11 protein-coding genes are annotated in these 12,638 nt (G+C 74.2%); 6 read left to right on the top strand and 5 right to left on the bottom strand.

Going from position 1 to position 12,638, the window contains the following annotated elements:
- On the bottom strand, positions 1-717 hold a 717-nt coding region (locus tag ACI6PP_RS15665; RefSeq protein WP_421112541.1), incomplete at its 3' end, for a solute carrier family 23 protein.
- A 222-nt stretch (positions 718-939) separates the two neighbouring features.
- The gene (locus ACI6PP_RS15660) at positions 940-2,595 is read right to left on the bottom strand and encodes a PucR family transcriptional regulator (protein WP_421112540.1); all 1,656 of its coding nucleotides are present in this window, start codon (positions 2,593-2,595) and stop codon (positions 940-942) included.
- 121 nt (positions 2,596-2,716) lie between these two features.
- Here ACI6PP_RS15660 and ACI6PP_RS15655 point away from each other — a divergent pair, with 121 nt between their 5' ends.
- The 3 genes from ACI6PP_RS15655 to ACI6PP_RS15645 are packed head-to-tail and all read left to right on the top strand — an operon-like array spanning position 2,717 to position 6,419.
- Entirely contained in the window at positions 2,717-3,502 is a 786-nt protein-coding gene (locus ACI6PP_RS15655; protein WP_421112539.1) for an oxamate carbamoyltransferase subunit AllH family protein, read from the top strand.
- Positions 3,499-5,010: an FdrA family protein gene (locus ACI6PP_RS15650; protein WP_421112538.1), complete on the top strand. Its 1,512-nt coding sequence runs from the start codon at positions 3,499-3,501 to the stop codon at positions 5,008-5,010. Before ACI6PP_RS15655 ends, ACI6PP_RS15650 begins: the two co-directional genes overlap by 4 nt.
- Positions 5,007-6,419 carry a YlbE family protein gene (locus ACI6PP_RS15645; RefSeq protein ID WP_421112537.1) on the top strand — a complete coding sequence of 471 codons (1,413 nt, stop codon included), beginning with the start codon at positions 5,007-5,009 and terminating at the stop codon, positions 6,417-6,419. The genes ACI6PP_RS15650 and ACI6PP_RS15645 overlap by 4 nt, the downstream gene beginning before the upstream one ends.
- A 96-nt stretch (positions 6,420-6,515) precedes the next feature.
- On the opposite strand, the gene ACI6PP_RS15640 is transcribed toward ACI6PP_RS15645, so the two are convergent.
- Positions 6,516-7,496, bottom strand: a complete 981-nt coding sequence (locus ACI6PP_RS15640) for a LacI family DNA-binding transcriptional regulator (protein WP_421112536.1) — start codon at positions 7,494-7,496, stop codon at positions 6,516-6,518.
- Between the two features lie 107 nt (positions 7,497-7,603).
- Between ACI6PP_RS15640 and ACI6PP_RS15635 the strand changes: the two genes are divergently transcribed.
- On the top strand, positions 7,604-8,641 hold the full coding sequence (locus ACI6PP_RS15635; RefSeq protein WP_421112535.1) for a Gfo/Idh/MocA family oxidoreductase: 1,038 nt from the start codon (positions 7,604-7,606) through the stop codon (positions 8,639-8,641).
- Entirely contained in the window at positions 8,638-9,414 is a 777-nt protein-coding gene (locus ACI6PP_RS15630; RefSeq protein ID WP_421112534.1) for a TIM barrel protein, read from the top strand. The genes ACI6PP_RS15635 and ACI6PP_RS15630 overlap by 4 nt, the downstream gene beginning before the upstream one ends.
- A 99-nt stretch (positions 9,415-9,513) precedes the next feature.
- On the opposite strand, the gene ACI6PP_RS15625 is transcribed toward ACI6PP_RS15630, so the two are convergent.
- Both ACI6PP_RS15625 and ACI6PP_RS15620 read right to left on the bottom strand, forming a co-directional pair.
- Positions 9,514-10,437: a hypothetical protein gene (locus ACI6PP_RS15625; protein ID WP_421112533.1), complete on the bottom strand. Its 924-nt coding sequence runs from the start codon at positions 10,435-10,437 to the stop codon at positions 9,514-9,516.
- Positions 10,434-11,060: a TetR family transcriptional regulator gene (locus ACI6PP_RS15620; protein ID WP_421112532.1), complete on the bottom strand. Its 627-nt coding sequence runs from the start codon at positions 11,058-11,060 to the stop codon at positions 10,434-10,436. The genes ACI6PP_RS15625 and ACI6PP_RS15620 overlap by 4 nt, the downstream gene beginning before the upstream one ends.
- Positions 11,061-11,161: 101 nt before the next feature.
- Here ACI6PP_RS15620 and ACI6PP_RS15615 point away from each other — a divergent pair, with 101 nt between their 5' ends.
- Positions 11,162-12,631, top strand: coding sequence for an MDR family MFS transporter (locus tag ACI6PP_RS15615; protein WP_421112531.1), 1,470 nt, complete (start codon positions 11,162-11,164; stop codon positions 12,629-12,631).
- Positions 12,632-12,638 lie beyond the last annotated feature (7 nt).

The raw sequence follows: 12,638 nt of genomic DNA, 5'->3' as shown, positions 1-12,638 counted from the left end.
GGACGCGTCGCCGACGGCCGACAGGTCGACGCGGTCATGCAGGACGGCCTCGCCGTTGCTGACCGGCGTGACCGAGTTGATCTGCCCGAACACGACGTCGAACAGGTACGAGACCAGGTAGCCGAACACCAGGCCGAGGGCGACCGCGATCCGCGACCAGAAGCCGGGGAACATCACGGCGGCGACGACCACGAAGGTGGCCGTCAGGAGGCCGACCCACTGGTCCTGCGGCCAGTAGACGCCCGCGACGACCGGTGCCAGGTTGAAGCCGATCAGCATGACGACGGCGCCGGTGACGGCCGGCGGCAGCACGGCGTGGATGAGGCGGGCGCCACCGAAGTGCACGAGCACGCCGACCAGCGCGAGCACCAGGCCCGCGATCAGGATCGAGCCGGTGACCTGCGCCGAGTCGCCGCCCTGCGCGCGGATGGCCGCGACGCCGCCGACGAACGAGGCGCTCGTGCCGAGGTAGCTGGGGATGCGGTTCTTGACGACCAGCAGGAACAGGATCGTGCAGAGGCCGGAGAACATGATGGCCAGGTTGGGGTCGAGCCCCATGACGATCGGGAACACGAACGTCGCGCCGAACATGGCGACGACGTGCTGGGCGCCCAGGCCGACGGTGCGCGGCCAGCTGAGCCGCTGCATCGGGCCCACGACCTCACCGGGCGGCGGGGTCTTTCCCCCGTGGACGACGTCCCACTTGAACATGGACATTGGGTGGTCTCCTCGACTCTTCGCCCCGCGTCAGGCTGGCGCAGTGGGCACACCGGTGATGGCCCGACGCTAGTGGCCGGGCTCACACGCATCATGGGGCAACAGTGACGACGGAACCGTGCATCCGGTGTGAGGTGTTGCCCACGAGATTTCACCGTCCCGACATCTGCCTCCGGTAGATCGTCCGGACATGGCCCGTTCGGGCCATGGCGCTCGGGCGCCTCAGGCCATCTGCAGGATCTGGAGGGCGACGGCGACGTCGAGGCGGACGTGGGGGTCGGAGGTGAACGGGCCGACGAGCGACTCGAGCTTGGCGACGCGGTACCGCATGGTGTTGTAGTGGAAGTGCTGCAGGCGCGCGGCCTCGGCGACGTTCACGTTGGTGTCGAGCAGGATCTGGAGCGTGGCCCGCAGGTCGGTCGACTGCGCGGAGTCGTCGGCCAGCCCGCCGAGGACCTCGCGCACGAACCCGTGCAGCTCGGACTCGTCGTCGATGAGGGACAGCAGTCGGCGCACGCCGAGGCTGTCGAAGAACGTCGCGCTGCCGCGCCCGTGCATGCGGCGGCCCACCTCGACCGCCTTGCGGGCGTGCGAGTAGGCCTCCGGCAGAGCACCGGCACCCTCGACCACGCGGCTGACGCCCGCCGAGAACGAGCGACGGCCGCCGCCCTGGTCGCCGCGGACGGCGGCGATCGTGGTGGCGACGCGGGCCTCGACGGCCTCCGGTGACAGCCCGTCGGTGGGCAGCAGCGCCACCACCTCGGCGGAGAAGTCGGCGACGGGTGCCGTCCGGTCCTGGCTCTCGACCACCTGGCGCCACGCGGACGCGAACCGGTCCTGCCAGGCGCGGCGGACCCGTCCGGACACCGGGTCCTCGCCCGACTCGGGCGGGTCGAGCTGCGCGACGACCACCACGACGGCGCGGCCGAGGTCCCAGCCCAGGCCGGCGGCGTGCTCCTGGACGTACTCCGGCGAGCCCGCGCGCGACTGGAACACGTCGCGCAGGAAGTCGCCGCGGTACTTGCCCTCGACGGCGTTGACCGCCTGCTGGCGGGTGATCAGGAGCGCCGCGACGGTGGCGGCGCGCTCGAGCGCGTGCACGTCGGACGGCTGGAGGCGCCTGCCGGTCGACAGCACCACCAGCCGGGCCAGCTCGGCGCCCGACGCGGCGACGTGCAGCAGCCGCAGCTCACCGTCGCCGACCGCGACCGGCGCCTGGCGGAACCGCTCGACCCGGATGCGACCGGTGTCGTCGACGACGTCGGCCTCCTCCAGCGCCATCCGCTCGGCGTCGGTGAGCGCGGCGGCCTGCTCGCGTCCGTCGGTGCTGGTGATGGCGATGCCGACCCCGAGCACGCGGCCGACCTCGGCGGCGATGTCCTCCAGGTCGCCGCCCTCGAGCACGATCAGCGTGAGCGCGGAGTGCAGCGCGTCGATGCGCTCGAGCACCGACGCCTGCACGGTGTTGAGCTCGCCGTAGACGTCGCGCAGGGCGTCGTCGAAGGCCAGCTCGTCGGGCAGCCGGAGCACCGGGAAGCCGAGGTCGTCGGCGAGCGTGAGCAGCGCCTGCGGCACGTCGTCGACGTAGCGGCCGAGCTTGATGCCGAAGCCCGCGACGCCCGCCTTCTCCAGCCCGCGGACGAGCGCCTCGAGCGCGTCCTCGTCGAGGTCGTGGTCGGCGCGCAGCAGCGGGAAGCCGGTGGTGAGCAGGAGCTCGTTGGGCTTGACCCAGCCGAGCACGTCGGGCACCTCCATGACGTTGACCGCGGTGACGAGCCGGTCCAGGCCCGCGTCCCCGGCCAGCACGGACGTGCCGCGCAGCGCCCCGGTGTCGATCGCGTGGCGCAGCGAGAGGCCGTAGGACGAACCTGGCAACATCTGACCGCGCACCCCTGCATCGTTGGCAACACTCACCATCGGCGAACCGTAGCCCACCGACCTAGATTGGCGGCACCGATCGGCGAACCGGCCGGTCTCCCACCGTCTGCGAAGGGGCGCCGTGAGCCTGACGAGCGTCCCCGCCAGCGCCGCCGCCACGACGGTCCGCGCCGCCGCCACCTGGCGCGCCGCCCGCGCGCTCGGCGGCGAGCCGCGCACCGCCCGGGTGGTGGCCGACGGCCCGCTCGCGGTCTACGTCGAGGACGAGGGCCGGTGCGTCGCGGTGCTCGCGGCCGACGCGGTCCACGTCCCGATGGGGCTGCGCACGCCGCTCGACCGGGTGCCCGCCCACGACGGCGTGCTGCACCTCGGTGCCGGGCGGGTCGCGCTCGGCGACGTCGAGGTCAGGCTCGGACGCGTCGTCGACCTCGGCGTGCCCCCGCTCCCGGGCCTCGGCGCGGTGGCGTCCGGGCTCGCCGACGGCACCGACGCCGCCCGCCTCGAGCTGCCCGGCGCCGTCCTGGCCGGCCTCGCCGAGGGCGACCCGGACGTCGTCGCCCTGCTGCTCGGCCGCGGCACCGGCCTGACCCCCACCGGCGACGACGTGCTCGCCGGCTGGCTGGTCGCGCGCCGCGCCGCGGGCCTGGAGTCCTGTGCCGTCGCCCAGCGCGTGCGTGACCTCGCGGTCCGACGCACCACCTTCGTGTCCGCCGCGATGCTCTCCCACGCGCTCGACGGCGAGGCCACGCCGGCCCTGCGCACCTGGCTCGTGCGCCTGGCCGCAGCACCCGAGCACCCCGACGAGGCCGCGCGCGCCGCGCTGCTCGCCGTCGGCCACACCTCCGGCGCCGGGCTCGCGCTCGGCGTCGCCCTCGCACTGACCCCCCAGACCTGGAGACACCCGTGACCCAGACCCACGTCGAGCTGCGCTCCGGCGCCTACGCCGACTCGGTGACCCTGCTCCAGGTGAGCAAGCAGGTCGCCGCCGCGCCGGGCGTCGAGGCCGCGCAGGTGGCCATGGCCACCGAGCTCAACCTCGACACGCTGGCCACCATGGGCTTCGAGGTGCCCGCCACCTCGCCCAACGACATGGTCGTCGCGCTCCGGCTGTCCGAGGGCACCGACGTCGCCGCCGCGCTCGCGGCCGTCGACCAGGCGCTCGCCGACGCCACGCGTCGTCCGTCCGACGCCGGCTCCACCGTGGCACCGCCGCGCACCGTCGGCTCGGCGCTCGGACGCGACGCGGCCGCGTCCCTCGCGCTGGTGTCGGTGCCCGGCGAGCACGCGTTCGTCGAGGCCATGGACGCGGTCGACGCCGGCCGCGACGTGATGGTCTTCAGCGACAACGTGCCCGTCGAGCAGGAGGTCGCGCTCAAGCAGGCGGCCGAGCGCGCGGGCGTCCTGGTGATGGGGCCCGACTGCGGCACCGCCCTCGTCGACGGGCTCGGCCTCGGGTTCGCCAACTCGGTGCGTCCCGGTCCCGTCGGCATCGTCGCGGCGTCCGGCACCGGCTGCCAGCAGCTGATGACGCTGCTCGAGACCGCCGGGGTCGGCGTGCGCGCCGCGCTCGGCGTGGGCGGACGCGACCTGTCGTCGGACGTAGGCGGGCTCTCGACCCGTCAGGCGCTGCGGCTCCTCGACGCCGACCCGGGAACCGAGCTCGTCGTCGTGGTGTCCAAGCCGCCGGCCCAGGAGGTGGCCGACGCGCTCGTCGCGTTCGCCGGCGACCTCTCGACTCCCGTCCAGATGGCGCTGCTCGGAGACGGCCGACCCGACCTGACGGCCGCCGCGGAGTCCGTCCTCACGGCGCTCGGGCTGCCCGTTCCCACCTGGCCGCGGTGGGACGCCGCGCCGGCGTCCGGCGAGGTCATCGGCCCGCTGCTGCGCGGCCTGTTCGTCGGCGGCACGCTCTGCGACGAGGCCATGCTGATCGCCCGCGAGCAGCTGGGTCCGATCCACAGCAACATCCCGCTCTCGCCCGAGCTCGCCGTCGACGGCACGCTCGACGCCGACGGCCACGTGATGGTCGACTTCGGCGACGACACCCTCACCCGGGGCCGCGCCCACCCGATGATCGACCCGACGCTGCGCAACGCCCGGCTCGCCGAGGTGGCCGCCGACCCGCGCGTCGGCGTGGTCCTGATGGACGTCGTGCTCGGCCACGGCGCCGAGGACGACCCCGCCGCCGGCCTCGCCCCCGCCGTCCGTGGGGCGATCGCCACCGCGAGCGCCGACGGGCGCCGCCTCGACGTCGTCGTCGCGTGCGTCGGCACCGAGCTCGACCCGCAGGGCCTGACCCGTCAGGCCGAGGCGCTCGCCGCCGCCGGCGCCACCGTCCTCGCGTCCAACGCCGAGGCCACCCGCCTGGCGGTCTCGCTCCTGCCCGCAGCCGTCACCACCGGAGGTGCCCGATGAGCCCCACGTCCGAGCTGCTCACCAGCTCCCCGTCCGTCGTCGCCGTCGGCGCCGGCATGTTCGCCGACGCCGTCGACGCGCAGGGCGTGCCCACCGCGCGCGTCGACTGGCAGCCGCCGATGGACGGCACCGCCGCCGACCTCGCCGCGGTGGCGGCCGACCCGCTGCGCGCCGAGGCCAACGCGCGAGCCGTCGCCGCCGTCCTCGCGGTGCAGGCCGACCTCGTCGACGTCGTGCCCGCAGGCGAGCTGCTCGGCCTGGGGCCGTCGGACTTCCTGCACGCCGGCCCGCCGATCACCTGGGAGCGCGCGTCCGGCCCGATGCGCGGCGCGCTGATGGGCGCGGCGATCCTCGAAGGGATCGCCGACGACGCCGACGCCGCCGAGGCGCTGTTCGCTTCCGGTGAGGGCTACACGCTCGACCCGTGCCACCACCACAGCGCGGTGGGCCCGATGGCGGGCGTCGTGTCCGCGTCGATGTGGATGTTCGTGCTCGAGGACGCCGCCAGCGGCCGCCGCACCTACTGCTCGCTGAACGAGGGCCTGGGCAAGGTGCTGCGCTACGGCGCGTACGGACCCGAGGTGATCGAGAAGCTGCGCTGGATGTCGGGCGTGCTCGGCCCGGTGCTGCAGTCGGCGGTGCGCGCGACCGGGCGCGTCGACGTCACCGGCGTGCTCGCCCAGATGCTGCAGATGGGCGACGAGGCGCACAACCGCAACCGCGCCGGCACCCTGATGCTGCTGCGCGACGTCGTCCCCGCGATGGTCACGTCGGGCCACGACGCGTCCGACGTCGCCGACGTGGTGCGGTTCGTCGGCGGCAACGACCACTTCTTCCTCAACCTGGCGATGCCCGCGTGCAAGCTCGCGCTCGACGCCGCCCGCGGCATCGAGGGCTCGACGATGGTCGTCGCGATGGCCCGCAACGGCACCGACTTCGGCATCCAGGTGGCCGGCACCGGCGACGAGTGGTTCACCGGCCCCGCGCAGGTGGCCGACGGCCTGTTCCTCGGCTCCTACGGCCCCGACGACGCCAACCCCGACATCGGCGACTCGGCCATCACCGAGACCGCCGGCATCGGCGGCTTCGCGATGGCCACGGCCCCGGCCATCGTCCGTCTCGTCGGCGGCTCGGTGCCCGACGCGCTCGCCACCACGCGTCGGATGGCCGAGATCACGCTCGCGGAGAACCCGCGCTGGTCGATCCCGGTGCTCGAGTTCATGGGCGCGCCCACGGGCATCGACGTCAGCAAGGTCTGCCGCACCGGCATCCTGCCGCAGATCAACACCGGCATGGCGGGCGCCGTCGCCGGCACGGGCCAGGTCGGCGCCGGCCTCGTCACCCCGCCCGCGTCCATCTTCCCCGCCGCCCTCGCGGCCCTCGCCTCCCGCGCCCGCAGCCGCGCCTGACCGTCCGTCGGTTTCCCAGGTTCACCTGGGAATCCGACGAGACCACGGAAAGTTCTCCGGGGTGCCGACGGCTTCCCAGGTGAACCTGGGAATCCGTCAGCGGGGCGGGGCGGTGGTCGAGCGGACGACGAGGTGGGGGGCGACGACCTGCTCGGTGGAGGCGGGGTCGCCCTCGGCGAGCGCGATCGCGCGCGTGACGGCGAGGTGGGCGAGGGCGTCGGGGTCCTGGCCGACGGTGGTGAGGTCGATCGCCCGCAGACCGGCCACCTGGGCGTCGTCGTAGCCCACCACCGACAGGTCGCCCGGCACCGAGACGCCGGCGCGGCGCACCTGGTTGAGCAGGCCCACGGCGCAGTCGTCGTTGAACGCGAGGACGGCCGTCGGGCGCGGTGACGCGGCCAGCAGGGCCTCGGCCGCCAGCTCGCCGTCGTGCTCGGTGGGGCCGCCCGGCAGCAGCTGCTCGGCGAACCCGGCCGCCTTCATCGCGGCGCGGTGGCCCCGACGACGCTCGGCGGCACCCGGCGCGCGTCCGCCGTCGACGAGCGCGACCGACGTGTGCCCCAGGTCCAGCAGGTGCTCGGTGGCGAGCCGGGCGCCGGTGGCGTCGTCGGTGCGCACCACCTGGACGTCCGGGCGGCTGACGGCGCGTGCCACGACGACCGTCGGCACGCGCGACGCGAGCGCGTCGAGTGCGCGCGGGGGGAGCGCGGGGCCGAGCAGCACGACCGCCTCGCAGCGGTGGTCGAGCAAGGACTCGACGGCCTCGGCCTCGCCGCGCCGGTCGGTGACGGGGCTGAGCAGCACGTCCCAGCCGGTTGGACCGGCGGCGGCGTAGAGCGCCTCGACCAGCTCGCCGTGGAACGGCCGGTGCACGCCGTAGGTGACGCCGACGAGCCGCGTCCGCTTGCGTCCGAGCTGGCGGGCGCGCTGGTCGGGGCGGTAGCCCAGACGGTCGGCGACGGCCCGCACCCGCTCGCGCGTCGCGGCGCTCGCGCCCTCCACGTCGCGGAACACGATCGAGACCAGCGCGCGGGAGACGCCGGCCTCGCGCGCGACGTCCTCCATGGTGACGGTCACGCGGCACACCCTAGGGGTTCGCCGATCCACTTGACGGCGTTCGACTTGAGCGCTCTACTTGTCCTCGAACTAGAGCGCTCTAGTACCACCACACCCAGGAGATCGCCGTGCCCGTTCCCACCTCGCCCGCCGAGGCCGCGCCCGTCCGCGTCGGCCTGATCGGCGCTGGCCGCATCGGCGTCTCGCACGCCACGCTGCTCGCCCGCCGCGTCGCCGGCGCCCAGCTCGTCGCCGTCGCCGACCCCCGTCCGGGCGTGGCGGCCGACGTCGCCGAGTCGCTCGGCGCACGCGCCGAGGAGGACCCCGCCGCGATCTTCGCCGCCGACGACGTCGAGGCCGTCGTCATCACCGCGTCAAGCACCGCCCACGCCGAGCTCGTCGTCGCGGCCGCGAAGGCGGGCAAGGCCGTCTTCTGCGAGAAGCCGATGGCGATGTCGGCCGAGGACGCCGCCCGCGCCGTCGCCGCCGCCGACGAGGCGGGCGTCCCGCTGCAGGTCGGGTTCAACCGCCGCTTCGACCCCGGCTTCGCCGCCGCGCACGACGCGATCGAGGCCGGCCAGATCGGCACCGTCCAGCTGATGCGCTCACTCACCCGCGACCCGGGCCTGGCGAACCCCGCCGGCGTGCCGCCGTGGACGATCTTCACCCAGACCCTGATCCACGACTTCGACGCGCTGCTGTGGCTCAACCCCGGTGCGAACGCGGTCAGCGTCCACGCGACGGCCGACGCGCTCGTGGCGCCCGAGTTCAAGGACGCTGGCCTGCTCGACACCGCCGTCGTGGTCGTCCGCTTCGACAACGGCGCCATCGCGACCGCCGAGGCCAGCTTCTCGGCCGCGTACGGCTACGACGTGCGCGGCGAGGTCTTCGGGTCGGCCGGCATGGTCACCGCGGGCGACGGCTCGACGTCCACGCGCCACCTGTTCACCGCGGCCGGCGACGCCGTCGAGACGTCCCGCTCCGACACCGACCTGTTCGCCGTCGCCTACACCGGCGAGCTGGCCGCGTTCTGCGACGCCGTCCGCGGCGGCACCGAGCCCGTCGTCACCGGACGCGACGCCCAGCGCGCGCTCGCGATCGCGCTGGCGTGCATCGAGTCGGTCGAGGCCGGCGCCACCGTCGACGTGAAGCCGGTGGGCGCATGAGCTTCCAGCTGGCCGTCAGCGCCGAGATGACCTTCCTCGACCTCGACGTGGTCGAGCGCGTGCGCACCATCCACGACCTCGGCATGGCGGTCGAGATCTGGAACTGGACCAACCACGACGTCGACGCGCTCGTCGCGACCGGCGCGACGTTCACGTCGATGACCGGCTACGTCGAGGGCGACCTGGTGACGCCCGAGGGCTCGGCCGAGCTGCTGCGCACCGCGCGGCTGTCGCTCGAGGTCGCCGAGAGGCTCGACAGCCCCGCGCTCAACCTGCACGGCACCGGGCTGGACGGCCAGGGCCTCCCGGTGCTGCCGCTGCCCGCGCCGACCGGCGCCGAGTGGCTGGCCGCGCGCCAGACCCTCGCGGCGATCGCCGAGCTGGGGCGCGAGGCGGGCCGCGTCTTCACGCTGGAGAACCTCAACACCGCCGTCGACCACCCCGGCACGCCGTTCGCGAGGGCCGCGGACACGCGCGCGCTCGTCGCGTCCGTCGACAGCCCGCACCTGAAGATGAACCTCGACCTCTACCACGCCCAGATCGGCGAGGGGAACCTCACCGACCTGGTGCGCGAGAGCCTGCCGTGGGTCGGCGAGATCCAGGTGGCCGACGTCCCCGGCCGCTGCGAGCCCGGCACCGGCGAGGTCGCCTGGCCGCACGTCGCCCGGGTGCTCGACGAGGCCGGCTACACCGGCGTGGTGGGCCTCGAGGCGTGGGCGTCCGGCGACAGCGTCGAGGCCGTCGAGGCGTTCCGCAAGGCCTTCACCGTCTGAGGTCGACGAACCACGGCGAACGGTCGCGGGCCACGGCGGATCTGCCGTGGTCCGCGACCGTTCACCAGGAGACCGTGGTGAACGAGGGGCGCGCGGGACTCACCCGCGGAACGGGATGCGGGAGCGGCCGACCTCGACGTCCGCGTGGCCGCTGGCGGCGAGGAGGTCGCCGAGGGAGTCCTGGGCCGCGTCGCCGTTGGGGGACGGGGAGATCGCGACGGCGCGGATCGGGAGCGGGGCGCGGGTCGTCGTCACGCTGCCACCTCCGTCGCCCTCGCCGGTGAGCCAGACGTAGGGCGCGATGCCGTAGGTCGTGGCGCGGTAGCGCACCACGCCGACCGGAGCGGGGCCGTCGTCACGGCGGTACAGGACGGTGCTGTGGCGCGCCTCGCGCTCGTCGAGGAACCCCTGGTGCTTGATCAGCAGGAGGGCCTGCTCCATGTCATCGAGGAGGTCGCCGACGGGCGTGCCCACCTCCGGCGCACCGGACGGCAGGGATGGGCGGGTGCCGCTGCGGGCCCACGCCTCGATGTCGTGCGTGGCGTCGGGCAGCCCCTCGAGCACGGCGTCGACGAGCTCGCGCTGGGCGGCCGGGTCGTAGCGGACGGGGTCCCACTCGCGCTGGCGGACGACCGCCCCGCGCAGGTCGTGGTCCTCGTCGGCGAGCACCCGCAGCGGGCTCGAGGCGTCGAGCCCGATCGCGTACGACTCGCCCCCGCCGCCGTAGCAGCGCCACATCGCCAGGGAGTCACAGTGCGTCGAGGCGCTGAGGATGAAGAAGGTGCCCGCGGACGGCCCGTGGCGCGGTGTCGCGTCGCGGACCCGTCGCTCGAGCTCGGCGTAGAAGGGGTCGCCCGACGCGGCGACCTCGCCGAGCCGGCGTCGCAGCAGGCCGAGGCCGAGCCCCACCTCCTGCTGGTCGTTCAGGAACCCTGCCGACGTCGCCCAGAGCACGTCGTTCGCCAGGATCGAGACCAGCCCTGGTCCGTCGGTGTAGTGCCAGACCAGCCCGTCGTCGCTCATCTGGCCACCACGACGCGACGCAGGGCGGCCCGCACCTGGCGGTAGACGTCGGCGAGGTCGACGTCGCCGCCGCGGTCGGCCCACTCGTCGAACGCGACGCGCATCGTCGCCTGCGCCACCTCGGCCACCAGGCGCGCCGAGACGGCGTCGAGGGACGGCACCTGCTCGGCGACGCGGGACGCCAGGCGGGCGGTGATCTCGCCGTCCAGCGCCAGCGCGGCCGCACGCAGCGCGGGCTCGGCGGCCACGAGCCGGCGGATCCGCACCATGTGGTCGATGGCGTCGGGGGTGCCGGCGACCGGTCCGACGATCACCTCGACGAACGCGCGCTCGATCTCGGGGAGCAGGTCGGCCTCGGCGTCGGCCTCCAGCACCCACAGCGCGAGCGCCTCGTCGAGGTCGCGGGCGGGTGCGAGGACGGCCTCCTCCTTGCTGGCGAAGTACCGGAAGAAGGTGCGCGGCGAGACCCCGGCCGCCTGCGCGATCTCGTCGACCGTGGTGGCGGCGACCCCCTGGCGCTCGAACAGGCCGAGCGCGACGTCGTAGATCTCCTGGCGCGTGGCCAGGCGACGACGCTCGCGCAGGTCGGGCGCGGGTGGGGCCTGCTCGGCGGTACGTGACACCGGACACCTCGGGTCTCCTCGACTGGCCTCCAATGTACACAGGTGACAAGATGGCAGTCACTGCCACTACGGCAGGTTCCGTCTCGACGTCTGAGGTCCCCATGTCCACGCCCGCCACCACGGCGAACCCGCCCGCGAAGCTCTCCCGCGAGAACACGGTCGTCATCGGCCTGCTGCTCGTCTCGGCCTTTGTGGTGATCCTCAACGAGACGATCATGAGCGTCGCGCTGCCGCGGCTCATGACGGACCTGTCGATCACCGCGAGCACCGCGCAGTGGCTGACGTCGGGCTTCCTGCTGACGATGGCCGTCGTCATCCCGGCCACCGGCCTGCTCCTCCAGCGGTTCACCCTGCGCGCGGTGTTCATCGCGGCGATGAGCCTGTTCAGCGGCGGCACGCTGCTGGCCGCGACCGCCCCCGGCTTCGAGATGCTGCTCGTCGGCCGCATCGTCCAGGCCGGCGGCACCGCCGTGATGATCCCGCTGCTGATGACGACGGTGCTCAGCGTCGTCCCCGCCGAGGGCCGCGGACGCATGATGGGCCGGATCTCGATCATCATCGCCGTCGCCCCGGCCATCGGCCCGACGGTGTCCGGCCTGATCCTCCAGGTCTTCAGCTGGCGCGCGATGTTCTGGATCGTCCTGCCCATCGCGCTGTTCTCGCTCGCGCTCGGCGCCGCCAAGATCACCAACGTGACGCAGACCCGCAAGGTCGGCGTCGACGTCGCCTCGATCGTGCTGTCGGCGTTCGCCTTCGGCGGGCTGATCTACGGCCTCAGCAGCATCGGTGAGGCCGCGGCCGGCGAGGTCGCGGTCCCCGTGTGGGTCCCGCTGACGGTGGGCGTGCTCAGCCTGGTGCTCTTCGTCTGGCGCCAGCTGTCGCTGCAGCGTCGTGACGCCGCGCTGCTCGACCTGCGCACGTTCGCCAGCCCGGCGTTCCGCACCGCCGCCGTCCTGATGTCGGTGACGATGCTCGCGCTCTTCGGCTCGCTCGTGCTGCTGCCGATCTACCTGCAGGACGTCCTCGGGCTCAGCACCCTGACCACCGGCCTGATGCTGCTCCCCGGCGGCCTGGTCATGGGCCTGCTCGCCCCGCTCGTCGGACGCACCTTCGACCGTGTGGGCCCGCGCCCGCTCGTCATCCCCGGGGCGGTCCTGCTCAGCGCCGCGCTGTGGCTGATGACCACGCTCGACGCCGGCACCGTCGTCGTCACCGTGATCGGCATCCACGTGCTGCTCAGCATCGGCATCGCGATGATGCTGACGCCGCTGCTCACCTCGGCGCTCGGCTCGCTGCCGCAGACGCTGTACTCGCACGGCAGCGCCGTCGTCGGCACCGTCCAGCAGCTCGCCGGCGCCACGGGAACCGCGCTGTTCGTCACGGTGATGACGACGCGCGCGGCCTCCCAGGCCGAGGGCGGCGCCTCGGCGGTCGCCGCCACCGCGTCGGGCGTGCAGACCGCGTTCCTGTGCGGGGCGGTCGTCTCGCTCCTGGCCATCGCGCTGTCGTTCCTGGTGCGTCGCACGGCGGCCGCCTCGGCCGAGGCCGAGCAGCAGCCCGTCCACGCCTGACGCCCGC

The sequence above is a fragment of the Solicola agrisoli genome (assembly GCF_049059935.1).
Classification (GTDB): domain Bacteria; phylum Actinomycetota; class Actinomycetes; order Propionibacteriales; family Nocardioidaceae; genus JAURVT01.
Note: the sequence above shows the minus strand (reverse complement) of the source record. Positions and strands in the feature narration are given on the sequence as shown.